This window comes from Methylobacterium trifolii, from assembly GCF_022179685.1.
Classification (GTDB): Bacteria; Pseudomonadota; Alphaproteobacteria; order Rhizobiales; family Beijerinckiaceae; genus Methylobacterium; species Methylobacterium trifolii.
In genome coordinates, this window is sequence record NZ_BPRB01000298.1 from 1 (window position 1) to 22,621 (window position 22,621).

22 protein-coding genes and 2 tRNA genes are annotated in these 22,621 nt (G+C 69.2%); 10 read left to right on the forward strand and 14 right to left on the reverse strand.

The features are described 5' to 3' along the window. The 3 genes from COGEMETH_RS22385 to COGEMETH_RS22395 form a co-directional block, all read left to right on the forward strand. A partial coding sequence (locus tag COGEMETH_RS22385; RefSeq protein WP_283215040.1) for an ABC transporter substrate binding protein occupies nucleotides 1-343 on the forward strand: 343 nt, incomplete at its 5' end. A gap of 56 nt (nucleotides 344-399) precedes the next feature. Continuing rightward, a complete protein-coding gene (locus COGEMETH_RS22390) occupies nucleotides 400-945 on the forward strand; it encodes a hypothetical protein (RefSeq protein WP_238184905.1) in 546 nt (181 codons plus the stop codon). A gap of 109 nt (nucleotides 946-1,054) precedes the next feature. Continuing rightward, the gene (locus COGEMETH_RS22395) at nucleotides 1,055-3,025 is read left to right on the forward strand and encodes a sensor histidine kinase (RefSeq protein ID WP_238184906.1); all 1,971 of its coding nucleotides are present in this window, start codon (nucleotides 1,055-1,057) and stop codon (nucleotides 3,023-3,025) included. Between the two features lie 199 nt (nucleotides 3,026-3,224). On the opposite strand, the gene COGEMETH_RS25870 is transcribed toward COGEMETH_RS22395, so the two are convergent. The 3 genes from COGEMETH_RS25870 to COGEMETH_RS22405 form a co-directional block, all read right to left on the reverse strand. After that, nucleotides 3,225-3,845 carry a spore photoproduct lyase family protein gene (locus COGEMETH_RS25870; protein ID WP_373875420.1) on the reverse strand — a complete coding sequence of 207 codons (621 nt, stop codon included), beginning with the start codon at nucleotides 3,843-3,845 and terminating at the stop codon, nucleotides 3,225-3,227. 66 nt (nucleotides 3,846-3,911) lie between these two features. Continuing rightward, complete coding sequence (locus COGEMETH_RS22400) at nucleotides 3,912-4,763, reverse strand: type 1 glutamine amidotransferase (protein ID WP_238184907.1); 852 nt, start codon at nucleotides 4,761-4,763, stop codon at nucleotides 3,912-3,914. Nucleotides 4,764-4,938: 175 nt separating this feature from the next. Beyond that, the gene (locus tag COGEMETH_RS22405; protein WP_238184908.1) at nucleotides 4,939-5,901 is read right to left on the reverse strand and encodes a 2-hydroxyacid dehydrogenase; all 963 of its coding nucleotides are present in this window, start codon (nucleotides 5,899-5,901) and stop codon (nucleotides 4,939-4,941) included. Between the two features lie 335 nt (nucleotides 5,902-6,236). On the opposite strand from COGEMETH_RS22405, the gene COGEMETH_RS22410 reads away from it, so the two are divergent. Further along, the gene (locus COGEMETH_RS22410) at nucleotides 6,237-7,778 is read left to right on the forward strand and encodes a caspase family protein (RefSeq protein WP_238184909.1); all 1,542 of its coding nucleotides are present in this window, start codon (nucleotides 6,237-6,239) and stop codon (nucleotides 7,776-7,778) included. 628 nt (nucleotides 7,779-8,406) lie between these two features. Here the strand turns inward: COGEMETH_RS22410 and COGEMETH_RS22415 are convergent. Then, nucleotides 8,407-8,482: transfer RNA gene (locus COGEMETH_RS22415), tRNA-Glu, on the reverse strand. A 139-nt stretch (nucleotides 8,483-8,621) separates the two neighbouring features. Between COGEMETH_RS22415 and rlmB the strand changes: the two genes are divergently transcribed. Continuing rightward, the gene (gene rlmB, locus COGEMETH_RS22420; RefSeq protein WP_373875421.1) at nucleotides 8,622-9,446 is read left to right on the forward strand and encodes a 23S rRNA (guanosine(2251)-2'-O)-methyltransferase RlmB; all 825 of its coding nucleotides are present in this window, start codon (nucleotides 8,622-8,624) and stop codon (nucleotides 9,444-9,446) included. Nucleotides 9,447-9,538: 92 nt separating this feature from the next. Here rlmB and purD read toward each other — a convergent pair whose 3' ends face one another. Then, entirely contained in the window at nucleotides 9,539-10,819 is a 1,281-nt protein-coding gene (gene purD, locus COGEMETH_RS22425) for a phosphoribosylamine--glycine ligase (RefSeq protein WP_238184910.1), read from the reverse strand. A 242-nt stretch (nucleotides 10,820-11,061) separates the two neighbouring features. Here purD and COGEMETH_RS22430 point away from each other — a divergent pair, with 242 nt between their 5' ends. Next, nucleotides 11,062-11,316 carry a DUF6894 family protein gene (locus COGEMETH_RS22430; RefSeq protein ID WP_238184911.1) on the forward strand — a complete coding sequence of 85 codons (255 nt, stop codon included), beginning with the start codon at nucleotides 11,062-11,064 and terminating at the stop codon, nucleotides 11,314-11,316. A 175-nt stretch (nucleotides 11,317-11,491) separates the two neighbouring features. Here the strand turns inward: COGEMETH_RS22430 and COGEMETH_RS22435 are convergent. Continuing rightward, nucleotides 11,492-11,576 (reverse strand) — tRNA-Leu (locus COGEMETH_RS22435). A 115-nt stretch (nucleotides 11,577-11,691) separates the two neighbouring features. After that, nucleotides 11,692-11,997, reverse strand: coding sequence for a FliM/FliN family flagellar motor switch protein (locus COGEMETH_RS22440; RefSeq protein WP_238184912.1), 306 nt, complete (start codon nucleotides 11,995-11,997; stop codon nucleotides 11,692-11,694). Between the two features lie 80 nt (nucleotides 11,998-12,077). On the opposite strand from COGEMETH_RS22440, the gene lipB reads away from it, so the two are divergent. Beyond that, nucleotides 12,078-12,803, forward strand: a complete 726-nt coding sequence (gene lipB, locus COGEMETH_RS22445) for a lipoyl(octanoyl) transferase LipB (protein WP_238184913.1) — start codon at nucleotides 12,078-12,080, stop codon at nucleotides 12,801-12,803. 27 nt (nucleotides 12,804-12,830) lie between these two features. Here lipB and rimM read toward each other — a convergent pair whose 3' ends face one another. The 4 genes from rimM to COGEMETH_RS22465 all read right to left on the reverse strand — a co-directional run bounded on the left by rimM (nucleotide 12,831) and on the right by COGEMETH_RS22465 (nucleotide 15,792). After that, the gene (gene rimM, locus COGEMETH_RS22450) at nucleotides 12,831-13,508 is read right to left on the reverse strand and encodes a ribosome maturation factor RimM (protein WP_238184914.1); all 678 of its coding nucleotides are present in this window, start codon (nucleotides 13,506-13,508) and stop codon (nucleotides 12,831-12,833) included. 12 nt (nucleotides 13,509-13,520) lie between these two features. Next, a complete protein-coding gene (gene rpsP, locus COGEMETH_RS22455) occupies nucleotides 13,521-13,883 on the reverse strand; it encodes a 30S ribosomal protein S16 (protein ID WP_238184915.1) in 363 nt (120 codons plus the stop codon). Between the two features lie 109 nt (nucleotides 13,884-13,992). Further along, the gene (ffh, locus tag COGEMETH_RS22460) at nucleotides 13,993-15,558 is read right to left on the reverse strand and encodes a signal recognition particle protein (RefSeq protein WP_238184916.1); all 1,566 of its coding nucleotides are present in this window, start codon (nucleotides 15,556-15,558) and stop codon (nucleotides 13,993-13,995) included. Between the two features lie 15 nt (nucleotides 15,559-15,573). After that, on the reverse strand, nucleotides 15,574-15,792 hold the full coding sequence (locus COGEMETH_RS22465; protein WP_238184917.1) for a glutathione S-transferase: 219 nt from the start codon (nucleotides 15,790-15,792) through the stop codon (nucleotides 15,574-15,576). Nucleotides 15,793-16,075: 283 nt separating this feature from the next. Between COGEMETH_RS22465 and COGEMETH_RS22470 the strand changes: the two genes are divergently transcribed. The 3 genes from COGEMETH_RS22470 to COGEMETH_RS22480 all read left to right on the forward strand — a co-directional run bounded on the left by COGEMETH_RS22470 (nucleotide 16,076) and on the right by COGEMETH_RS22480 (nucleotide 19,287). Then, complete coding sequence (locus COGEMETH_RS22470; RefSeq protein WP_238184918.1) at nucleotides 16,076-16,648, forward strand: ATPase; 573 nt, start codon at nucleotides 16,076-16,078, stop codon at nucleotides 16,646-16,648. Between the two features lie 330 nt (nucleotides 16,649-16,978). After that, nucleotides 16,979-18,094, forward strand: coding sequence for an aromatic ring-hydroxylating oxygenase subunit alpha (locus tag COGEMETH_RS22475; protein WP_238184919.1), 1,116 nt, complete (start codon nucleotides 16,979-16,981; stop codon nucleotides 18,092-18,094). Nucleotides 18,095-18,225: 131 nt separating this feature from the next. After that, a complete protein-coding gene (locus tag COGEMETH_RS22480) occupies nucleotides 18,226-19,287 on the forward strand; it encodes an MBL fold metallo-hydrolase (RefSeq protein WP_238184920.1) in 1,062 nt (353 codons plus the stop codon). A 9-nt stretch (nucleotides 19,288-19,296) separates the two neighbouring features. Here COGEMETH_RS22480 and COGEMETH_RS22485 read toward each other — a convergent pair whose 3' ends face one another. The 3 genes from COGEMETH_RS22485 to COGEMETH_RS22495 form a co-directional block, all read right to left on the reverse strand. After that, the gene (locus COGEMETH_RS22485; RefSeq protein ID WP_238184931.1) at nucleotides 19,297-20,115 is read right to left on the reverse strand and encodes an EamA family transporter; all 819 of its coding nucleotides are present in this window, start codon (nucleotides 20,113-20,115) and stop codon (nucleotides 19,297-19,299) included. Nucleotides 20,116-20,181: 66 nt separating this feature from the next. Continuing rightward, nucleotides 20,182-21,495, reverse strand: a complete 1,314-nt coding sequence (gene hslU / locus COGEMETH_RS22490; protein ID WP_238184921.1) for an ATP-dependent protease ATPase subunit HslU — start codon at nucleotides 21,493-21,495, stop codon at nucleotides 20,182-20,184. Then, the gene (locus COGEMETH_RS22495; RefSeq protein ID WP_238184922.1) at nucleotides 21,492-22,574 is read right to left on the reverse strand and encodes a hypothetical protein; all 1,083 of its coding nucleotides are present in this window, start codon (nucleotides 22,572-22,574) and stop codon (nucleotides 21,492-21,494) included. The genes hslU and COGEMETH_RS22495 overlap by 4 nt, the downstream gene beginning before the upstream one ends. Between the last annotated feature and the right edge of the window lie 47 nt (nucleotides 22,575-22,621).

Here is a 22,621-nt window from a genome sequence, read left to right on the forward strand (position 1 = left end):
CCCTGCGCATGCCGCAGGGATCGTGTTTACGTCAGATCCATTTTTTGCCTTTCGCAGCCAAAGACTCGCAATGCTCGCTGCCACCCATGGGGTTCCGGCAATCATGCAGACACGGGACTTCGTATCGGCCGGAGGTCTAATGAGCTACGGTGGCGACTTCGAACAATCCCATCGCTACACGGGCATTTATGCGGGGCGAATTCTCAAAGGAGAACGGCCCTCCGACCTTCCTGTTCAATTGGTCACCAAGCTGGAATTCTTCTTGAATCTCACGGCTGCCAAACATCTCGGCATCACGTGCCCTCCAGTTCTACTTGGCATGGCCGACACCATCATAGATTAGATCAAGTTTCAGGCCAAGTTTTTGTTTTGAACGATTTATATTTTTGATTCATTAAAATGATCGAACAATCCTACGTATGCCAGCGCCAGCTTTTTCATCGATTCGGATACGGTTTTTATCTTGGCGTATCATCGCATGCAACTTTATGTGATTGCGCGGACTGCCTGAAAGATTTAGAATTTGCACTCGGTACGTCCGATCAGGCAAAAACTCGTCGTGCATCTCGCTGGCGAAAAGCCCACCATGAGCTTATTGACGAGGCACTTATCGTTTGGTCTCTAGAAGACGCGCCACAGACAATCGAGGACACGATTTCCATGAATAAGGCGCGCGATACAGCCAGCCTCAAAGCTGTATCGAAATCATTGCGCAGTGTTTTAATAAACAACGTTTGTATTAAATCTGGCGCGCCCGACGAGATGGCCGGGATCGACATCAATACGACGAACGCGTGGCGCATTGGTTTCGAGAGGTATTCGACGTTCAGTGTCTCGCCTTGGAGACTGGAATTTCGTTTATGCGGCCACAATCCGTTGATGTCGTTGCTCACGCGACTGTGTGTGTCCGGTACGTTTTGCCCGGCAAGCAACCAATCATGTTGACTGTACCGAAGTCTCCCAAGACCAACTTACACATCGAGCGTCAGGTAACGCGTGCACTCGATCGAACGCTCGCATGGAGCCTTCCCGTTCAAGTCGATAAGATCGTCACATGACGAAGGCGATGGAGCCCACCGAAGCCATTCCAGCAAATACTGCATTTGCGCAAGATCATGCACCGCGCACCCATTTACGCCTGGCCACCAAGCTCGCACTCGCACTCGTGGGACTTGTCACGATCGTCCTGCTTATCAACGGTGCGGTCAGCGTGTGGCTGAATTACAGAGAGGCCAGACGTGCCGCCTTCCAGGTTCAGCAGGAGAAGGCACGCGGGGCGGCAGAACGGGTCGACACCTTCATCTCGGAGATCGAGAGCCAGATCGGGTGGACCGCACGCGCCGAGTGGCGACGTGTGCCGCTCGAGCAGCAGCGCTATGACTTCATCCGATTGCTTCGGCAGGCGCCGGCCATCACCGAGGTCGCTTATCTCGATCCCGCTGGCAAGGAACAACTCCGCGTCTCACGTTTGGAGCCGGATGTCGTTGGAAGCGGCAAGGACTATGCGACCGACACACGCTTCGTGAGCGCTATTGCCGACAAGGTTTGGTTCGGACCGGTCTATTTGCGCCGTGGGTCCGAACCATACATGACGGTAGCGGTATCGCATTCGGGACGCGACCCGGGCGTCACGGTTGCCGAGGTCAATCTCAAGCTGATCTGGGATGTCGTCAGCGTGATCCGCGTCGGCACGAAGGGCTACGCCTTTGTCGTGACCTCGACAGGGCGCTTGGTCGCGCACCCCGATCTCAGCTTCGTCCTGCGCGATTCCGACCTGTCCCGCCGGCCGGAGGTGGCGCAAGCGCTCGCGCATATCGGTTCAGAAAAACAGTCACCGTCATCGAGTTCTCAGATCGCGACCGTTACCAACGAGGATACGGTCCTGTCGGCCCACGCAGTCATTCGCCGTGTCGGTTGGATCGTATTCGTGCAACTTCCCTTGAGCGAAGCAATTGCGCCTGTTTATGTATCGCTCATCCAGACACTCGTTTTGCTTATTCTCGGCATTCTACTTGCGACAGTGGCAGGGACGCTTCTGGCCCGTCGGTTGGTCGTGCCGATCCAACGGCTTCAGGAAGGTGCCGAACGTTTTGGCGTAGGCGACTTGTCTCAGCGCATCTCCATCAAAACCGGAGACGAGATCGAGATCTTGGCCGATCGTTTCAATCTGATGGCCGGCCGCGTCCAGGAAGCCTACGAGACCCTGGAGGCCAAGGTCGAGGAACGGACGCGCGACCTCAACCGGTCGCTCGATGACCTTCACATGGCGCAGGACCGCCTCGTGCAGTCTGAGAAACTCGCCTCTCTAGGGCATCTCGTCGCAGGTGTCGCTCATGAGATCAATACGCCGCTGGGTATCGCACTTACGACAGCGACGACCATCTGCGGGGAGACAGGTGCGTTTCGAGCGCGCCTCAGCGCAGGACCACTCTCGCGATCGCGCCTGCAGCATTTCGTCGATCGCGTCGATGAGGGTGCGGACTTACTGTATGCGAACCTCACACGCGCCGCTGACCTGGTCCATGGGTTCAAGCAAGTTGCCGTCGATAGGTCCAGCGACGAGCACCGGAGCTTCGTACTTGATGTCTGGCTCAATGAACTCGTTGCAAGCTTGCAACCGTTGCTTCGCAATGGAGGGCATGTGATTCGACAGGAGTGTCCATTCGGGCTGACTGTGGAGACGCATCCGGGCGCCCTCGGGCAAGTCGTCACGAACTTGATTTCAAACGCGGTCATCCACGCGTTCGAGGCAAGGTGCAACGGGCATATAATCATTCGGGTGTCGCATCCCTCGGCGGAGTATGTTCGGATCGAAGTCGCTGACGATGGTAGAGGCATCACGCCGACGGACCTTCAGCGCGTCTTCGATCCGTTCTTCACGACAGCCCGCAGCAGCGGGAGCACAGGTCTCGGCATGCATATCGTTCACAATTTAGTTACAGTGAAATTGAACGGCCGGATCGATGTTAACAGTACAGTCGGGCGTGGCACAATCGTAAGCGTTGAAATACCGATTCGATGCTAGACGCAATCAGGATTCGGCGCGCCTGAGAGCTGCATATTTCAAAGTCCGGCGCTCTGAATAAACTGCAAATCGTAAGCAGATTATCTTGAAAAATCATAATCCGCCGCGCCGCAAACGCCTCCCTAGTTTCTTCTTAAGGTATGGGTGCCGAGCAATCGGAAGTCATCATGCGCTCATTCGGATGCGCGTGCTCTCCGCTTCAGGTCGATGGTTCATGGCTTCTCGTCGCGTCGAACCGTGAAGCGATGATCTGAAACTCTATCGATTCGGCTTCCGTCGCAGGCCGGTCCATAGGCGTGCTCGGCGTAATGGCGCCGGCGTATCCCGGTCCGGTGCAGGACGTTGTGCGCCAGGCTGTCGATCGCGATCGTGCTCGCGCCGGCGGTGGCCCATCGCTCACGGGCGGGTCGACGTACCTGGTCGAGCCGACTTTCGTCGGTTTGCGCGAACGTGTCGCCTCATCGAGGTCGAGGTCGCTGCCGGGATACCAGCCCTGCGGAACGGACTTCGAGCCGGGCGTGGAGCGGTGGGCGATCAATTCGGCCGTCAGGTCGAGCTCGATTCTACCGCTGAGCGCCTCTGCCGTGCGCGCGAGAAGAATCGGCGAAGGCCCCCCGTCGATCGCCGACGGGTTGGATCGGCGCCACGGTGAGGCCGACGCCGTGAGGCGACGACGACGGCGAGGGTCGCCTCGGCCTCCCGGCGGCGGCGCGCGGGTTGTCCTGCGTCGGAAGAGCGATCCGATCCCCCTCCAGCGCGACGACCTCGGCACCGATGGCCGCTGCCCGCTCGGCGATGGCACGACCGTGCGAGAAGCCACGCGCGGCGCGCGTGATCAGCACGCGGCGGTGGTGCCGGAGCGGTCCGGCATCCCCGTCCGACATGGTCACCGGCGCAAGGCATGGGTGGGCGCAACGCGGTGCGCGATGAAGTTGCGGAGCTCGGCAAGCCTCAGGTGCTCGTCCGTCACCTGTGCATCGAGCCCCAAAGGCCAGGCGAGGTCGCGCCGGCCGGGCTCGCGGTGCAGGGCCTCGATCCGCTGCGCATAGTCCTCGACGTCGTGTTCGCTATGCGCCAGTCCGGCCTCGATGAGACCGTCGGCCTGCCGGCGGAGCGCGCCGGCGACCTCGTCGAGGCCGATCTCGGGATGATACTGCACGCCCCAGAAGGTGCCGCGCTCGAACCGGATCTCGGCAGCTTGCACGAGGGTGACGGCGTTGCCGGCCAGGAGCGTGGCGCCCTCCGGCAGCCTCTCGACCTCGTCCGTATGGATGCTCGGCGCGTCGTAGGCGGCGGGACGGCCTTCGAGGAGGGGATGGGCACGCCCGGCCTCGGTCGGGACGATGCGGCGGGCGAACGCCGCCTCGCGTCCGCGCACATTCGGACGGACGCTGCCGCCGGCGGCCACGGTCGCGACCTGTAACCCGGCGCAGGAGCCGAAGGACGGGGTCCCGGCCGCGAACAGGGCGCGCATGAAGGCGATCGCGCGGCGCGTCTCGGGCGTCTCGTCGTAGAGGTGGAGCGGTGCGCCGGTCAGGAAGACGGCATCGTACCCGGCCAGGGCCATATCGGAGGGCAGCGCCGCATCGGCATCGGCCGGCATGATCCGATCGCATCGGGCATCGGGCGCCAGCCGATTCAAGACGGCGAGATAGGTCTCGCCCGAGGATCGACCGACACTGTCGCGGCGCTCTGACCGGGCCTCGGGCGTCTCGCTCTCGGCGATCAGGAACCGCATTCTGTGTAACCATTGGGGAGGGGGCCGAGTGCAACCGGGGGCCGTACCGCCCGTTCCGGCCTGGGCGCTCACGCCGCAGGCGGCCGAGCCCGGTGCCTCTCCTGCGATTGTTCGGCGCGGAGCCACAGGCAGGGCTCGAGCACCTGAAATTGCTGAGCCTGAATGGTGGACGGTCTCAGTAGCCGCGCGCGAGGTCGACGCTTTCCGGGACTCGCCCTGTCTCCCGATAGCTGCGCAGGTTGCCTGCGACCACGGCCGCGGCGCTGGCCGGATTCGTCCGGCCGGTGATGTGGGGCAGGACCGTGACTTTGGGATGCCGCCATAGGGGCGAGGCGGCGGGCAGCGGCTCGGTCTCGAACACGTCGAGCACCGCGTGGTCGAGATGGCCGGCATCGAGGGCGGACAGCATGTCGTCGGTGACGACGATGGCGCCGCGGGCGACGTTGATCAGGACTGCGCCCGGCTTCATTGCCGCGAGCCGGCCGGCATCGAGGAGCCCGCACGTTTCAGCCGTCAGCGGGAGCAGGCAGACGACGATGTCGCTGCGCCCGAGGAGGTCGGGCAGCGCACCGATGCCCGCGCAGGTCTCGATCGTCGGCAGGGCTTCGCGGGTCGCAGGCGAGACCGGCGACCGGGTCCACGCCGCCACCCGGAAGCCCGCTTGCGCAAGTCGGTGCGCGGCGGCGCTGCCGAGAGCGCCGAGGCCGAGCAGTCCGACCGTCGTGTCGGCCGGCGCGCGGTACGGCCGCGGCTGCCAGAGGACCGCCTGCTGCTGGCGCCGGTAGGCCGGCATGTCGCGCTGGAGGTAGTAGGTCCAGGCCAGGACCGCCTCGGCCATGGTGCGGGCGAGTTCCGGATCGACCAGCCGAACGATCGGCGGCGCGCCCGGACCGAGGTCGTGCACGAGGCGTTCGACGCCGGCCCACAGGCTCTGGAGCCAGACGAGGCGCGGCAGCCGGGCCACTTCGGCAGGATCGGGATTGGTGACGAGCGCGACATCGACCGCAGCGCGCTCGGCCTCCGTCAATGCACGGAACGGGCGAACGGTCTCCTGGGGCATCGCCGCGGCGAGTGCTGCGAGGTAGGCGGCCTCCTCGTCGGCACCGATGGTGGCGAGGAAGGCAACGGGGGCTGGCATCGAACGATACCTCCACGCCAGCGCGGTGCCCGCACCTGGCCCATGCCGACCCAACCGCGGTGCGCATCTGTGGTCGATGCCAGATGGTAGTCGCAGCCGATGGACCTCGGATATCCGAATCGACCGAGGTCGACCAACATCCTCAGCCCGATCGCGCCGCTTCCGGATCGTCAGGTCTGCTCTCGGCCGCCCCTATCGTGGCACTTTCGCGAAGGGCCGTCCGCGGATGCCCCGTGATCGTCTGACGATCCGGCGGCCGCACTTTGGGTGAGCGTTGCCGTCTTTCGAGCCATTTGCTGCCTGAAGCTCGGCGCGAACCCAGGAGGCATGCTTCGATGATTCGCCACCTCGCGCTCGGCGTCCTGATCCTGTTCCTGGCGGCCTTTGGGTCGACCGCGCAGGCCGAGAACCGGGTCGCCCTCGTCATCGGCAACGCCGCCTACGCAACGGTCCCGCGCCTGGCGAACCCTGCCGGCGATGCCGCGCGCGTGGCCGAAGCTCTGCGCAGCGCCGGCTTCCAGAGCGTCACTCTGGCCGCCGACCTCGGCAGGGCCGACCTGATCGCCGCCCTCAACACGTTCACCGAGGCCGCCGGTCAGGCCGATTGGGCACTGGTCTACTTCGCAGGCCACGGTCTCGAGATCGGGGGCGTCAACTACCTCGTGCCGGTCGATGCACGCCTCAAAAGCGACCGCGACATCGGGGACGAGGCGGTTCCCCTCGACCGCGTGCTCCAGGCCATCGAGCCGGCGCGCAAACTGCGCCTGGTCGTCCTCGACGCCTGCCGCGACAACCCCTTCGCGGGCCAGATGCGCCGCACCATCGCGACACGCTCGGTCGGGCGGGGCTTGGCGCCGGTCGAGCCGGAGGGGGGCACGCTGGTGGCCTACGCGGCCAAGCACCGGCAGACCGCCCTCGACGGCGAGGGCGCCAACAGCCCGTTCGCCTTGGCGTTCACGCGGCGACTGGCGACGCCGGGCCTGGAGATCAACAAACTCTTTCGCCTCGTGCGCGACGACGTCCTGACCGCGACGGACCGGCGCCAGGAACCCTTCGTCTACGGCTCGCTGCCGGGCGACGACTTCTACTTCGCCGAGGGCATCGCGGCACGGCCGACGGAGGCGGCGCCGGGCCTCGCCGCCAAGCTGCCGAGCACGGCGACGGCGCAGGCGACGCCCCCGATCTCCGCGCCACCGCAGCAGGTCGCGGCGCTTCCACCGGCCCGCGATCCGACCGGACCGACACGGCCGCCGAGCCCCGGGGGCGGCAACGCGCCGGTCAATGCTCCCCTGGTCAGCTTCCAACGCAGCAACGCGGGCTGGATGGCCAGCGTCTCGCTCCCCGAGCCGGCGATCGCCCTGGCATGGCGGCTCGGCGAGGCCGCCCCGTTCCAGGATACGGGCCTGCTCGACGTCATCGATCAGCGCACCGGCCGGCGCATGCCCAATCCCGCCATCCAACTCGACGCCGATTCCGGCGCCGCCACGCTCCAGGTCCGCTACGTCGATGCCGCTGGCGTCACGGTCGGTCCGTTCCCGATCCCCTTCGAGCCGCACGCGGCGCTGCGGCAGGAACAGCGGCGCACCTTGGAGATGGTGGCGGGCAGCTGGCTGTCGTTCCGCGACTTCAACGGCGTGCTGCTCTACTACACGACCCTCGTGTCCTACCGTTGCGGCATCAAGGAAGTGCGCATCGGCCTGGACCGGCCCGAGCCCGACCGGGTGGTGGCATTGCCGCCCTGCGACGAGGCCAACCCCTTCGCGGTCCCGGGCAACGTCCTGCCGTACCTCAAGGCCCCGCCCGGCACGCGCTCGGCCTCGGTCCAGCTGCGCTACAGCGACGGGACGGTCTCGCCGGTCCGGGTCTTCAAGCGCTGAAGGGGCGGGCTGGGTCGATAGGGCCGAGAGTCTCCACGCATCGCGTGCCGGCACGCCTCACCGACTCCCGTCTGTCATCGCGCATCACCGTCAAAGGGTCCTACGCCTGCCTTCGTGAACGTTGAAAAGTGGCGTCACCGCCTCCGCGACCACGCCTGTCGCCGTTTCCAAACGCGAAACGGCGCGTGCGCCTCATCGCAAATCAAATGCTTGAGCGCAGTCCCTTCGCGGTTGCCGAAGAGGAGCCGATCGAGGGTGGGCTCGCCCATGATGTCCGCCATGATAAGTCGCGGCCCGGTACGCAACCACTCTTTCCGGCCGATACGGTGCGGGCGGGCACACCATCGAGATCGGCCGGGATACCGCAGTGTGGTCGCACGGTGGCCTGTCTGTCGTGCCGATCCGCTGGGTGCCGATCCGCGATCGCGACGGTAGATTCGAACCGCAGGCACGCCTGTGCACGGACTGCATGCGCGATGCAGCGCGATCCCTACGCGGATCGTCGGTCACGGATGCCCGAAAGTCACCTTCCAAGGAGCCACAGCTGCGTTCGGCGAGGTCCAGACCCGTCCATGGGACACAAACTGGACACGCGGATGACGAACATCAGTTAAGTGATTGAGATTGTTGGCGCGCCCTACGGGAATCGAACCCGTGTTTTCGCCGTGAAAGGGCGACGTCCTGGACCGCTAGACGAAGGGCGCGTCTGGGCTCCGGGGTTCTATAGTCGGCCCGGCGCGGCGGGGCAACGGGCGGAATGCGGCTTGACGGGGACGCGTGCGGCCGGTTTGTCGCGCCAGGGTGTGGGACCGGCATCGGCCGCTCCGCAGAAGGGACCTTGCGATGACGACCCGACGCGACGATCCGGGCGGATCACGCCCCCGCCCGTTCGGGGGCCCCAGGCGGTTCGGCGCCCGACCGGGCTACGGCCGGCCTCCGGAGCGGGCGCGGCCCTCGGGGGCGGCCGAGGGCGTGAGCGTGCTCTACGGCTGGCATCCGGTGGTCCAGGCCCTCGGCAATGCGGGGCGCACCCTGCACCGGCTGCTCGCCACCGAGAACGGGGCCGCGCGGCTCACAGAGCATTTCGGCACCCTGCGGATCGTGCCCGAACTGGTGCGGCCCTCCGACATCAACGCGTTGCTGGGGCCGGACGCCGTGCACCAGGGCCTCTACCTGGAGGCCGACCCCCTCGCGGCCCCCGGACTCGACGACCTGCCCGAGGACGCGCTGCTGCTGGCCCTCGACCAGATCACCGATCCCCACAACGTCGGCGCGATCGTGCGCACCGCCGCGGCCTTCGGCGTCGCGGGCATCGTCACCACCGCCCGGCACGCGCCCGGTGCCACCGGCGTCCTGGCGAAATCCGCCTCCGGCGGGCTGGAGCACGTCCCCTTCGTCACCGTGCGCAACCTCGCCGAAGCCCTGATCGAACTCGGGGAGCGCGGCTTCACCCGGATCGGCCTCGACTCGGAGGCCGAGACCAGCCTCGACGCCCTGGCGCCGACGCGGCCGGCGGTGATCGTGCTCGGCGCCGAGGGCAAGGGCCTGCGCGAGCGCACCCGGAGCTGCTGCGACGTGCTGGCCAAGATCCCCTTCAGCGGCGAGATCCGCAGCCTCAACGTCTCGAACGCCGCCGCGATCACCCTCTACGCCCTGGGCCGCCGCTGATTCTTTTTCATTTTTTGGGCAGGGTGTCCCGCTAGGCGACCGGCCCAACCCTGCCGCGAGACCAGGGCCGCGACGCCAAATCCCAAAAATAACTAAATGCCGTGGCCGGCGACTTCGCGGGCCACGGCCCGGCGGCCGATGTCGCGGCGGCAGAAGCCTTCGGGCCAGTCGATGCGGGCGATGGCCGCGTAGGCGCGGGCCTGGGCCTCCATCACGCTGTCGCCGAGCGCCGTCACCGCGAGCACCCGGCCGCCGTCGGCCAGCAGCCGGTCGCCGTCGGCGCGGGTGCCGGCCTGGAACACCATGACGCCGTCGCCCTCGGCGTCGTCCACCCCGCGGATGGTCGAGCCGCGCACCACCGTGCCGGGATAGCCAGCCGCCGCCATCACCACGGTGAGCGCCGCCCGGTGCGCGTCGAACTCGAGGGTGGTTCCCGACAGGTCGCCGTCGCAGGCCGAGAGGAGGGCGGGCACGAGGTCGGAGGCGAGGCGCGGCATCAGCACCTGCGCCTCCGGGTCGCCGAAGCGGGTGTTGTACTCGATCAGCTTGGGGCCGTCGGCCGTGAGCATCAGCCCGGCATAGAGGATGCCGGTGAACGGCGTGCCGCGGGCGCGCATCCCGGCCAATGTCGGCGCGATGATGGTCTCCATCACCTCCCGCTCCAGGGCCGGGGTGAGGATGCTGGCCGGCGAATAGGCACCCATGCCGCCGGTGTTGGGGCCGCGGTCCCCGTCGAAGACGCGCTTGTGGTCCTGGGCGGTGCCGATCGGGACCGCGCGCGTGCCGTCGCAGAGGGCGAAGAAGCTCGCCTCCTCGCCGAACAGGCATTCCTCGACCACGACCTCGGCCCCGTCCTCCGCGAACAGGGCCCGCAGGGCGCCCTCGGCCTGGTCGAGGCTCTCGGCCACGGTGACGCCCTTGCCGGCGGCCAGGCCGTCGGCCTTGACCACGATCGGCGCGCCCGCCGTGCGGACATGGGCCAGCGCCGGCTCCAGGGCCGAGAAGCGCGCGAAGGCCGCGGTGGGGATGCCGCGCTCGGCGCACAAAGCCTTGGTGAAGCCCTTCGAGCCCTCGAGCCGGGCGGCGGCCCGGGTCGGCCCGAAGGCGCGGATGCCGGCGGCCGAGAGGTCGTCGACGAGGCCGGCCACCAGCGGCGCCTCGGGCCCGACCACCACGAGCCCGATCCCTTCGGCCGCGCAGAAGGCCTGCACCGCCGCGTGGTCGGACACGTCGAGGTCCGGACGGTTCTGTCCGTACCTCGCCGTGCCGGGGTTGCCCGGCGCGGTGAACAGGCGGGCGCAGAGGGGGCTCTTGGCGAGGGCGTAGGCCAGCGCGTGCTCGCGGCCGCCGGAACCGATGAGGAGGATGTCCATGGAGCCGCCAGTGTCGGGGAAAAGCGCCTCGGGGGAAAGGGGTTTTCGCGGGCGCCGGCCGGTCTTGCACCGGCATCGGCGGCCCTTCGCGAAGGAGGCCATGAACCGCACGGCCCGCCCGCACCCATGCGTCCGGCGACGGGGTCGGCCCGTTCGTTCGGATTCCGGCGCGTGGGGTCTACTGAAAACAGCAGCTTTGCCTTAGGGAAGATCGACTCAATCTCCCGGACTCGTCTGCGCACATGCCGCGGTACTTCATCGACCTGCACGACGGGACGGAATTCGTCCGCGACACCACCGGCTTCGATCTGCCGGACACCGAGGCGGCCGGCGAGCGGGCGGTGCGGATCATGGCCAAGATCGCGCAGGGGTTCCAGCCCGACCCCGGCCGGCAGGATTACGTGGCGGCCGCACGCGATGCGGACGGGCGGGTGGTGGTCCGGGTGCGCATGTCGCTGGAGGTCGAGCCGATCGAGCCGCCGCATCCGCGCGCCTGACGCCGGAGCGGGTCTCTCACAGACAGGGCTTTTTCGAAGCCGTCGAAGCCGGGGCGCGAACGCGTCTCTGCCGAGCGGCTGCCGCATCTACGCGGCGAGGACTATCGAACCGCGAAAGTCTCGATGCCCTTCAAAAAGTCAGGCAGCATGAAATCGCGAAAAAAGTCCAAAACAGTGGTGCGGCCAAGAGGACTCGAACCTCCACCCCTCGCGGGACTAGCACCTCAAGCTAGCGCGTCTACCAATTCCGCCATGGCCGCATCGTCGCCCGTCGAGGGAGGCCGCGTATCGCGGGCCGCCGTCTCGGTAGCGCGGCGCAGCGGATAACAGATCGCTTGCGCCCCGACAAGCACCCGGGACGCTCTCGCCGAAGGTTCAGGCGGGCTCGGTGCCTATGTCGAGGAAGGGCACCGCCCCGTCGCCGATGGTGACGCCTGGCGCGCGCAGGCTCTCGGCCTTGCGGATCAGCTCCGTCACCTCGATCGAGATGCGGTTGCCCGTCACCACGATCTGGCCGCGGGCGACGGGGTGGTCGTTGGCCAGGATCTCGACCATGTCGGTCTCGCTCGCCTCCAGCTCGATCACCGCGCCGCGGCCCATGCGCAGCAGCATGTGCAGCGGCATGCGGCTGCGTCCCAGCACCACCGTCAGGTCGACCTTGAGGTTTTCGAGAACCGCCACGCATCCCCCGAGCCGGCACCCGACCTTGCCAACACGGCGCGCGGGTGCTGAGGAGACCATCCGCGCAACATGGTGAAGCCTTGGTAAACGACACGGCCCCGCGCCTTTCGATCCGCCCCGAGACCTTCCTGCCGCGGCCGGGCTCCGGCCCAGTGGAATGGCGCATCGCCGACGGCCTCACGGACTACGCGGGCGCCGCCGCCTGGATGGAGGCGCGCGCGGCCGCCATCGCACGCCGGGAGGCGCCCGAATGCGTCTGGCTGCTGGAGCACCCGCCCCTCTACACGGCCGGCACCTCGGCGCAGGTGCAGGACCTGGTGGAGCCGGAGCGGTTCCCCGTCCACCGCACCGGGCGGGGCGGGCAGTACACCTATCACGGGCCCGGCCAGCGGGTGGCCTACGTGATGCTCGACCTCTCCCACCGCCGGACCGACCTGCGCGCCTACGTCGCCGCCCTGGAGGCCTGGCTCATCGCCACGTTGGAAGCCTTCAACGTGCGGGCCGAGCGCCGGGAGGACCGGGTCGGCGTCTGGGTGCGCCGGCCGGACAAGGGGGAGGGCGCCGAGGACAAGATCGCGGCCATCGGCATCCGCGTGCGCCGCTGGGTCAGCTTCCACGGCATCAGCCTCAACGTCGAGCCGGACCTGTCCCACTTCTCCGGCATCGTGCCCTGCGGCGTGCGCGGGCACGGGGTCACGAGCCTCTCCGACCTCGGCCGGACCGTGAGCCTGCCGGAGGTCGACATGGCCTTGCGCGCGGCCTTCGCGCCGATCTTCGGGGAGACGGCGGCCTCCGACGGGGACTGAGTTTGCCGGCGGGCTGCCGGAAATCTTCTAGCCCGGATCGTCGGCGGGCTTCGGCCCGGCGGGCGCGAAAAAATCCTCGGGCAGCGCCACGACGATCCGGCGCTCCGCGATCCGGAGGCTCGGCACGAAGGCCTTGGTGAAGGGCAGGAGCGCGGTCGGGCCGCCGGCAGGCGCGCGCAATTCCAGGAGGTCGCCGCCGCCGTAGTTCGGCACCGCGACCACCGTGGCGACCACGCTGCCGGCGGCATCGACCGCCTCCAGGCCTACGAGGTCGGCGGTGAAGAACTCGTCCTCCTCGGCCACCGCGCCGAGCCGCTCGCGGGGGACGTAGAGGGCCGTGCGGTTCAGGGCCTCGGCGGCCGTGCGGTTTCCGACGCCCTCGACCCGGGCGACCAGGAGGTCCGGGGCGCCGCCGGGGGCGGGGCGCAGGGAGGCCAGCGTGAGCGTGCGCCCGTCCGCGGTGGAGAGCGGCCCGTAGCCGGCGATCGCCTGCGGGTCGCCGGTGTAGGATTTCAGCCGGACCTCGCCGTTGAGCCCCTGCGCCCGCCCGAACTCGCCCATGAGGACGAGGTTCGGGTCGACGGGCGCAGGCTTCGTCTCGGCGGGCTTGGGCCGCGCCGAGGTCTCGGTGCCCGGCGCCAGGGCGCCGGAGCGGCCACGGCGCGCGCCGTCGCGGGGGGAGGGGCCTGCGGGGCGGCGCGCCATGTCCGGGGAGCCTTACGCCGCGGCGTCCTCGGCAGGCGCTGCGGCCTTCTCGGCGCGCTTGGCGGCGCGCTCCTTGGCCTTCTCGCCCGGCTCGGCCTTCTGCGGGTTGTTGCGCACGGTGCGCTTGGCCAGGCCCGCGGCGTCGAGGAAGCGCAGAACCCGGTCGGTGGGCTGGGCGCCCTTGGCGAGCCAGGACGTGATCTTCTCGTTGTCCAGCACGATGCGGGCCGGGTCGTCCTTGGCCTTCATCGGGTCGTAGGCGCCGACCTTCTCGATGAAGCGGCCGTCGCGCGGCGCGCGGGCGTCGGCGACGACGATGCGGTAGTACGGGCGCTTCTTGGCGCCGCCACGGGTGAGACGGATCTTGAGGGACATCGTTTACTCCTGATGATGAGGTTTTGGGCGAATAGCGAATAGCGAATAGGGAGTAGCGAAGAGACGGCCGTGGGCCCTATTCGCTATTCGCTACCCCCTATTCGCCCGTTCACTTCTTCTTCCCGAACGGGAACCCGCCGAGGCCCGGCAAGCCCGGCCCCTTCGGTCCGCCGAGCCCCGGAAGGCCCGGCATCCTGCCGCCGCCGCCCAGACCGGGCGGCATCGGCGGCAGCTTGCCGCCGAACTGCTTCTCCATCTGCGCGATCTGCTCCGGCGTCGGCTCGGGCATGCCCGGCGGCAGGCCCGGCATCCCGCCACCCATGCCGCCCCCGCCGAGGCCGAACATCGAGCCGAGCGCCTGCCCGATCCCGCGCTTGCCCGAGCCCATCGCCTTCATCATGTCGGCCATGGTCCGGTGCATCTTCAGAAGCTTGTTCAGCTCCTCGACCTTCGTCCCCGAGCCCGCCGCGATGCGCTTCTTGCGGGAGTTCTTGAGGATGTCGGGGTTCTTGCGCTCCTGGGCCGTCATCGAGGAGATGATGGCGCGCTGGCGCTTGAACATGTTCTCGTCGAGGTTGGCGCCCTCGACCTGCTTCTTGATCGCGCCCATGCCGGGCAGCATGCCCATCAGGCCGCCGATCCCGCCCATCTTCTCCATCTGGCCGAGCTGCATCGACAGGTCGTCGAGATCGAACTTGCCCTTGCGCATCTTCTCCGCGGTGCGGAGCGCCTGCTCGTGGTCGATGGTCTCGGCGGCCTTCTCGACCAGCGAGACGATGTCGCCCATGCCGAGGATGCGGTTGGCGACGCGGGCCGGGTGGAATTCCTCGAGGGCGTCGACCTTCTCGCCGGTGCCGACGAGCTTGATCGGCTTGCCGGTCACCGCCCGCATCGAGAGCGCCGCGCCGCCGCGCGAGTCGCCGTCCATGCGGGTGAGCACGATGCCGGTGACGCCCAGCCGCTGGTCGAAGGCGCGCGCGGTGTTGACCGCGTCCTGGCCGGTGAGGGCGTCGGCCACCAGCAGCACCTCGTGGGGCCGGGTCGCCGCCTTGACCTCGGCGGCCTCGGTCATCAGGGCCTCGTCCACCGTGGTGCGGCCGGCGGTGTCGAGCATCACCACGTCGAAGCCGCCGAGCCGGGCCGCGTCCATGGCGCGCCTGGCGATCTGCACCGCCGACTGGCCGGCCACGATCGGCAGGGACTCGACGCCCACCTGCTTGGCAAGAACGGCAAGCTGCTCCATCGCCGCCGGGCGGCGGGTGTCGAGGGAGGCCAGCAGCACCTTGCGCTTCTCGCGCTCGGACAGGCGCCGGGCGATCTTGGCGGTGGTGGTGGTCTTGCCCGAGCCCTGCAGGCCGACCATCAGGATCGGCACGGGGGCCGGCGCATTGAGGTCGATGATGCCGGCCTCGGTGCCGAGCATCGCCACCAGCTCGTCGTTGACGATCTTGACGACCATCTGGCCGGGGGTGACGGATTTCAGCACGACGGCGCCGACCGCCTTGTCGCGCACCGCGTCGGTGAAGCCGCGCACCACCTCCAGGGCGACGTCGGCCTCCAAGAGGGCGCGGCGCACCTCGCGCATGGCGGCGGTGACGTCGGCCTCCGTCAGGGCGCCGCGGCGGGTCAGCCCCGAGAGGATGCCGGAGAGGCGGTCGGAAAGGCCCTCGAACATGGCGCTAGATCCGATTCACTGGTGCAGGCCCGCGGATTCGACCCGGCGGGCCTGGAGCGCGTTCTCGAAGGCCCGGATCGCCGTGTCGAACTTGTCCCGGCAATCGGGGTTGCAGAAGCCCACCACGGCGCCGCCGTAGAGCGTCAGGGAATCGGCCGCGATCGGCTTGCCCGACCAGGGGCAGTGCTCGTTGACCGCATCCGCGATGCGCAAGGATTCGTGCTCGGGCTTCATCGTGAGACGCTTGCACCTGTCTCGACAGGTCGGCCAACACCGAAGACGCCCGAGGGCGCGGACGCGCTGTCGGGCGTTGACCTCCGGCCTCGCGGACCGGTCGGCTTCGGAATCGGATCCTGCTCGGATCGGAAGTGGAGGTGGCGGTAGACGCGGGGGGCCGGAATGTCAAATTCCGGACACCCGGAATTCCCGTCCCGGCACGCGAAGGCGGCGTTAACCTTTACCGTTCGTTAAGCATGTTCGGTCTCTATCGTCGGCAACACCGCAAGGACGCTGACCGATGTCGGAACCCGCCCGCCACCTCCCGCAATACGAGACCACTGGCCGGCCGGCGCCGGGCCCTCTGCGCGACTGGCTCACCGCGATGAAGGCTCAGGTCCCGCAGGCCGCGACGCCCCAGGCCGCGAGCCCCGTGCCGGACGAGCCCCGCGCCGTCCAGCCGGAGCCCGTCCGCGCCCCCGAGCCGGTCCGCACGGTCGAGCCCCCGCGCGCGACCGAGCCGACCTGGAGCCCGCGCATCGTCCAGTCGGTCGACGCGCCGCGGCCGGCCCCCGAAGCCGACGCGGAGGACGTGTCGGAACTGGTGGCCGAGAACCTGATGCTCAAAGCCAAGCTCCGCCTCGAATCGGAGCGCTACGGCGACCTCCAGGCGATCCTGGCCCAGGAGATCCGCGACCTGCGCCAGCATGTCCGGAGCGAGATGGAATCCCTGCATACGGTGCGTGCCGAGCGCGACCGGTTCCAGGCGGAGCACGACGCGGCGCGGACCGAGCGGGACGCGATGCAGGCCGAGCGCGACCTGTGGCAGGCGCGGGCCGAGACCCTGGCCCAGCCGCTGTTCCAGAAGCGGTAGGCGTCCTCGAAGGTCCTGAAACGCCGAAGGGCCGCCCGACGAGGGCGGCCCTTCCATTGCCGAACCGCGGTCCGGCCGAAACTGTCCCGAGTCTACGCTCAGGCGACCGCTAGAGGGCGGTGCCGGAGGCGACGGTCCAGGTCCGGTAAGCCGAAGACAGCGGCTGATGACAATGAGACACTGGATCACCTCCTTTCGTTCGTTGCTGGGACCCCGAAGGTAGGGGCGCCGGCGCCCCTTGTGAAGTCCCTCGCCTGCGTTGTCTCGCCGCTGCTTTCCCCGCCAAGCGGCCGGGCGTATGAGGACGGTCTCCGCCCCCTGCGAGACCGAATGCCATCCTCACCCCTCACAGCCCTGCGCGACGCGAAGGCCGGCGACGAGGACGCCCTCGATCCCGAGGCCATGCGCCGGCCCCTGCCGGAGGCGTGGTACTGCGTCGGGCAGGCCAAGGACTTCAGGCGGGACAAGAACTTCGGCCGGAGCGGCCTGCGGGCGGTGGAGCTGAACGGCGAGCAGATCGTGCTCGGGCGCGACGCGGAGGGCGCCCTCTTCGCGCTGCGCGACCGCTGCCCCCACCGGGGCATGGCCCTGTCGAAGGGCCGCTTCGACGGGGCCGAGCTGACCTGCCCGTTCCACGGCTGGCGCTTCTCCACGGACGGCCGCTGCCGCGACGTGCCGACCCTCTCGGCGCAGGACAAGGCCGACTTCTCGCGCATCGCCGTGCAGCGCTTCCCCGTGCGCGAGAGCGCCGGCTTCGTCTGGGTGAACCCGCATCTCGGCCCCCCCGCCGCCGACGTGCCGGCCGTGCCGGCCCTCGATTTCGAGCCTGCGGGCTGCGTGGTGGTGGAACTCGTGGTCGAGGCCTCCTTCGACCTCACCACCTTGAGCCTCGTCGATCCCGGCCACGTCGCCTTCGTGCACGATTCCTGGTGGTTCCGCCCGTCCAAAGCGTTGCGGGAGAAGGTGAAGACCTTCCAGCCGGTGCCGCACGGCTTCGTCATGACGAGCCACGCCACCACGACCAGTTCGCCGGTCTACCGGCTGCTGGGCGGCGTGCCGGAGGTGGAGATCGAGTTCCGGCTGCCGGGGGTGCGCCTGGAGCGGATCACGGCCGGTACCAGGCGCGTGGCGAACTACACCTTCGCCACCCCCATGACCGCCGACCGCACCCTCCTGACCAACGCCCTCTACTGGAGCCTGCCGGCCCTGAACCTGCTCAAGCCCGTCGCACGCCCGCTGATGCGCCAGTTTCTGACCCAGGACCAGCAGGTGCTCCAGCACGCCCAGGCGGGCCTGGACCGCAAGCCGACCATGGTGCTGTTCGGGGAGGGCGACCTGCCCTCGCAATGGTATTTCCGCCTGAAGCGCGAGGCGCTGGAGGCCGCGCGCGCCGGGCGCCCCTTCGTCAACCCGCTGGAGCGGCGCGAACTGCGCTGGCGCTCGTAGTGTCTCTCATAAAACTTCCGCTGCGCGGTCGCGGCCAGAAGGAGGGCTCCCGGTGATCGGAAGTTTTATGAGGTGCACTTAAAGGCAACCGGCGCGCTTGAACCCGGGGCCGCGACGGCCACATCGGACGCATGAAACGGCGAAGCCTGCTCACGGTCGCGAGTGCGGCCACGGTGATGACGCTGGGCGGCGTCGGCTACGCCGCGCACCGGCGCGGCACCAACCCCTATTACCGCGGCCCGGTGAGCGACCATTTCGACGGGGTGCGCTTCCATGGGCCCGAGCAGGGGGCCGACAAGGACCTGTCGGACGTGCTCCGCTGGCAGGTTTCCCGCAAGGGCGAGGCCTGGCCCAGGCAGTTCCCGAGCCCCTACCCGGCCGACAGGCCGCCTGAGCGGGTCGCCGGCCTTCGGATCGTGCTGATCGGGCATGCGAGCTACCTGGTGCAGGTGGCAGGCCGCAACATCCTGATCGATCCGGTCCTCTCCAAGCGCGCGAGCCCGGTGGGCTTTGCCGGCCCCAGGCGCGTCAACCCGCCCGGCATCGCGCTTTCCGACCTGCCGCCGATCGATGCGGTGCTCGTCACCCACAACCATTACGACCACCTCGACGGGCCGAGCCTCGCCCGGATCTGGCAGGCGCACCAGCCCCTGGTGATCGCGCCGCTGGGCAACGACGCGATCCTGCGCGGCTACGACGACACCATGCATGTCGAGACCCGCGACTGGGGCGGCTCGGTCGACCTCGGCGACGGGCTCGCCGTCCACCTGACGCCGGCCAACCACTGGTCGGCCCGCGGGCTCAACGACCGGCGCATGGCCCTGTGGTGCGCCTTCGTGCTCACCTCGCCCTGGGGCGTGCACTACCATGTCGGCGACACCGGGCTCGGCGACGGCCGCCTGTTCCGCGAGGTCCGGGAGCGCTTCGGGCCGCCGCGGCTCGCCACGCTGCCCATCGGCGCCTACGAGCCGCGCTGGTTCATGCAGGCGCAGCACATGAACCCGGAGGACGCGGTGACGGCGCTGGGCCTGCTGGAGGCGGAGCAGGCGCTCGGCCACCATTGGGGCACGTTCCGCCTCACGGACGAGGGGGTGGAGCGGCCGGCCGAGGCCCTGGGGGCGGCGCTGGACGGCGCCGGGCACCCACGCGAAAAATTCCTGGCCCTGCGGCCGGGGCAGGTCTGGCCGGGCTGACGAGGCCGCCTACGGGTCCGGGGCGGCCCCGGCGCGCCTGCGCCCGCTCGCGGTGATCCCCACTGATGCCGCGACGATGCAGGCGACGGCCAGCCACTGCGCCGGCGTGAGGCGCTCGCCCAGGACCACGGCGGCGGCGAGCGCGGCGATCGCCGGCTCCAGGCTCAGCAGCACGCCGAAGACCTGCCGCGTCAGGCCCCGCAGGGCCACCATCTCCAGGGAATAGGGCAGGGCGCTCGACAGGATCGCCACCCCGAAGCCGAGGACGAGGGTCTGCGGCGCGAACAGATCCGTGCCGGCCTGCGCGAGGCCGACGGGCGCCACAACGATCGCCGCCGTCAGCATCCCGAGGGACACGGCCTGCCCGCCGTCGATCCGCCCCGCCCGCTGCCCGAACACGATGTAGAGGGCCCAGGCCAGGGCGGCGCCGAGGGCGTAGGCGACGCCCGCGGGATCGAGCCCGCCCGGCCCGGCCACCGGCAGCAGCAGCCAGAGGCCCAGCACGGCGAGCCCGATCCAGGCGAAGTCCACCCGCCGCCGGGAGACCGAGAGGGCCACGGCCAAGGGTCCGGCGAACTCGATGGCGACGGCGGGCCCGAGCGGCAGGGTGCGGATCGAGAGGTAGAACAGCAGGTTCATGCAGCCGAGCGCCGCGCCGTAGAGGGCGATGGCTCCGGCATCGCGCAGGCGCAGGCTGCGCCGCCACGGCCGCCAGACCGCGAGCAGGATCAGGGCCGAGAAGCCGACGCGCAGGACCGTGACTCCCGTCGCCCCGACGACGGGAAACAGGCCCTTGGCCAGGACCGCCCCGCACTGGATCGAGACCATCCCGGCCACCAGCGCGCCGACCGGCAGGAGCGGGGCGGCCGCCCCGTCCCGAGAGACGTCCGGCACCTACAGGATGAACCGGCTGAGATCCGCGTTGGCGGCCAGGCTCTCGACCCGGTCGCGGACGTATTGCGCGTCGATCGCCACCGTCTCGCCGGAGCGGTCGGTGGCGGTGAAGGAGACCTCGTCGATCACCCGCTCCAGCACGGTGGAGAGGCGCCGCGCGCCGATGTTCTCGACGGAGCCGTTCACCTCCACGGCCACCCGCGCGATGGCGTCGACGGCGTCGTCCGAGAAGGCCAGGGTCACCCCTTCCGTCTGCATCAGCGCCACGGTCTGCTTCAGCAGGCTCGCCTCGGTAGAGGTGAGGATCTGCTTGAAGTCTTCCACGGTAAGGGGTTGCAGTTCCACGCGGATCGGCAGCCGGCCCTGCAGCTCGGGCAGCAGGTCGGAGGGCTTCGAGACGTGGAAGGCGCCGCTTGCGATGAACAGCACGTGGTCGGTCTTCACCGCCCCGTGCTTGGTCGCCACCGTGGTGCCCTCGATCAGGGGCAGGAGGTCGCGCTGCACGCCCTCGCGGGAGACGTCGGCCGAGGAGCGGCCTTCCCGCGCGCAGATCTTGTCGATCTCGTCGAGGAAGACGATGCCGTTGTCCTCGACCTCGCGGATCGCCTCGCGCACCAGGGCGTCGTCGTCCACGAGCTTGTCGGATTCCTCGGCGAGCAAGGGCGCGTAGGCGTCGCGCACGCTCATGCGGCGGGGCTTGCCCTTGGCGCCCCCGAAGGCCTTGCCGAGCATGTCGCCGAGGTTGACCGCGCCCATCGAGGCGCCGGGCATGCCGGGGATCTCGAACATCGGCAGGCCGGAGGGCGCGCTGCCGGAGAGTTCGATCTCGACCTCCTTGTCGTCGAGCTGGCTGTCGCGCAGCTTCTTGCGGAAGCTGTCGCGGGTGCCCTGGGAGGCGGTGGGGCCGACGAGCGCATCGAGGATGCGGTTCTCGGCGGCGGCCTCCGCCTTGGCTTTCACCGCCTTGCGCTTCTCCTCGCGCACGAGGCCGATGGCGACCTCCACGAGGTCGCGCACGATCTGCTCCACGTCGCGGCCGACATAGCCGACCTCGGTGAACTTCGTCGCCTCGATCTTGAGGAAGGGCGCACCGGCCAGCCGCGCCAGCCGCCGGGCGATCTCGGTCTTGCCGCAGCCGGTGGGGCCGATCATCAGGATGTTCTTCGGGGCGACCTCCTCGCGCAAGGGGCCGGTGAGCTGCTGGCGGCGCCAGCGGTTGCGCAGGGCGATGGCCACCGCGCGCTTGGCGTCGTGCTGCCCGACGATGAAGCGGTCGAGTTCGGAGACGATCTCGCGGGGGGAAAACGTGGTCATCGGGCTCCGATCGGGTGGGGCAGCCGGGCTGCGAAGCGATGGGGGAGGCCGCGCAGGATCACCCCGCGCAACGGGTGCCAGCCGGCGCTGAGGAGCAGCACGAAGGCGCCCAGCGCCAGCAGGCTCAAGGGGACGGACAGGCCGGTGAAGCCGGCCTCTCGGATCAGCGTGCCGACGGCGTAGGCGGCATAGGTCAGGCCGGCGACCAGGATCGCCCGGCGGTCGGTGGCCAGAGCCACGAGGGCGAGGAGCAGGACAAGCCCGAGCACCAGGGCCGCCGTGCCGGCGGAGGACAGGCGGCTATCCGCGCCCAGGCTCGCCAGCACCGGGTGGACGACCATCGGGGCGGCGAGCAGGTGGAGCCAGAAGGCGATGTCGGCCCGGCGGGTCAGCCGCAGGGGGTCCGCGAGGTCGTAGCGCATGGCGAGCATGAACACCCCGAGGCCGGCCAGGACGAGGAGCGCGCTGGCGCCGCGGAAGCCGAGTCCGGGCAGGGCCGCGAAGGCGAGGGCCAGCAGCGCCCCGGCGAGCGCCGCGGTGCCGGCCGCGACGGTGATCGGCACGGCGAAGCGCCGGTAGTGCAGGATCGCCGCGAGCAGAGCCGCGGCGGAGGCCGCCACGTAGGGCCATTGTGCGGCAATCCCGCTGCCGGGGCCGAGCAGCAGCGGTGCCCCGTCCGTGTCGATCCCGAGCAGGCCCCGAGCGGACTGGAAGGCCGACGCGCAGAAGACCAGGAGCAGAACGATACTCGGCAGCGCCATCCGGCGCCGGCGGGCGAAGAACTCCGCGAGTGCCCAGGACAGGACCCCGACCAGCATCCAGGCGGCGACCACGCCCAGGCCATCGTTGGTGATCCACCACGCCGCCCCGAGGAACAGGCCGATCCCCAGGGTGACGAAGACGTCGGCAAAGCCGGTGATGAAGCGCAGCCGCTCGTCGTCCTGCGCCGGCTCGAAGGTTGCGGCCTGCCCGGGGAGCGCGGCCGCGTCCTCGACGGCGAGGCGGGCCAGCGCCTCGGACTGGGCCGGACTGATGATGCCGCGCGCCACCGCCCGCGACAGGAGGGCGGGCTCGATCATGGATGCGCCGGAGGACGGCGCGGGACGTGGATTCGGGGGCGCATGGC

Bases quoted from the DNA above. Each gene is read 5' to 3' on its own strand.
- COGEMETH_RS22390 (WP_238184905.1), top strand. From the start codon at position 400: ATGATCGAACAATCCTACGTATGCCAGCGCCAGCTTTTTCATCGATTC.
- COGEMETH_RS22395 (WP_238184906.1), top strand. From the start codon at position 1,055: ATGACGAAGGCGATGGAGCCCACCGAAGCCATTCCAGCAAATACTGCA.
- COGEMETH_RS22400 (WP_238184907.1), bottom strand. From the start codon at position 4,763: ATGCGGTTCCTGATCGCCGAGAGCGAGACGCCCGAGGCCCGGTCAGAG.
- COGEMETH_RS22405 (WP_238184908.1), bottom strand. From the start codon at position 5,901: ATGCCAGCCCCCGTTGCCTTCCTCGCCACCATCGGTGCCGACGAGGAG.
- COGEMETH_RS22410 (WP_238184909.1), top strand. From the start codon at position 6,237: ATGATTCGCCACCTCGCGCTCGGCGTCCTGATCCTGTTCCTGGCGGCC.
- rlmB (WP_373875421.1), top strand. From the start codon at position 8,622: ATGACGACCCGACGCGACGATCCGGGCGGATCACGCCCCCGCCCGTTC.
- purD (WP_238184910.1), bottom strand. From the start codon at position 10,819: ATGGACATCCTCCTCATCGGTTCCGGCGGCCGCGAGCACGCGCTGGCC.
- COGEMETH_RS22430 (WP_238184911.1), top strand. From the start codon at position 11,062: ATGCCGCGGTACTTCATCGACCTGCACGACGGGACGGAATTCGTCCGC.
- rimM (WP_238184914.1), bottom strand. From the start codon at position 13,508: ATGGCGCGCCGCCCCGCAGGCCCCTCCCCCCGCGACGGCGCGCGCCGT.
- rpsP (WP_238184915.1), bottom strand. From the start codon at position 13,883: ATGTCCCTCAAGATCCGTCTCACCCGTGGCGGCGCCAAGAAGCGCCCG.
- ffh (WP_238184916.1), bottom strand. From the start codon at position 15,558: ATGTTCGAGGGCCTTTCCGACCGCCTCTCCGGCATCCTCTCGGGGCTG.
- COGEMETH_RS22465 (WP_238184917.1), bottom strand. From the start codon at position 15,792: ATGAAGCCCGAGCACGAATCCTTGCGCATCGCGGATGCGGTCAACGAG.
- COGEMETH_RS22470 (WP_238184918.1), top strand. From the start codon at position 16,076: ATGTCGGAACCCGCCCGCCACCTCCCGCAATACGAGACCACTGGCCGG.
- COGEMETH_RS22475 (WP_238184919.1), top strand. From the start codon at position 16,979: ATGCCATCCTCACCCCTCACAGCCCTGCGCGACGCGAAGGCCGGCGAC.
- COGEMETH_RS22480 (WP_238184920.1), top strand. From the start codon at position 18,226: ATGAAACGGCGAAGCCTGCTCACGGTCGCGAGTGCGGCCACGGTGATG.
- COGEMETH_RS22485 (WP_238184931.1), bottom strand. From the start codon at position 20,115: ATGGTCTCGATCCAGTGCGGGGCGGTCCTGGCCAAGGGCCTGTTTCCC.
- hslU (WP_238184921.1), bottom strand. From the start codon at position 21,495: ATGACCACGTTTTCCCCCCGCGAGATCGTCTCCGAACTCGACCGCTTC.
- COGEMETH_RS22495 (WP_238184922.1), bottom strand. From the start codon at position 22,574: ATGATCGAGCCCGCCCTCCTGTCGCGGGCGGTGGCGCGCGGCATCATC.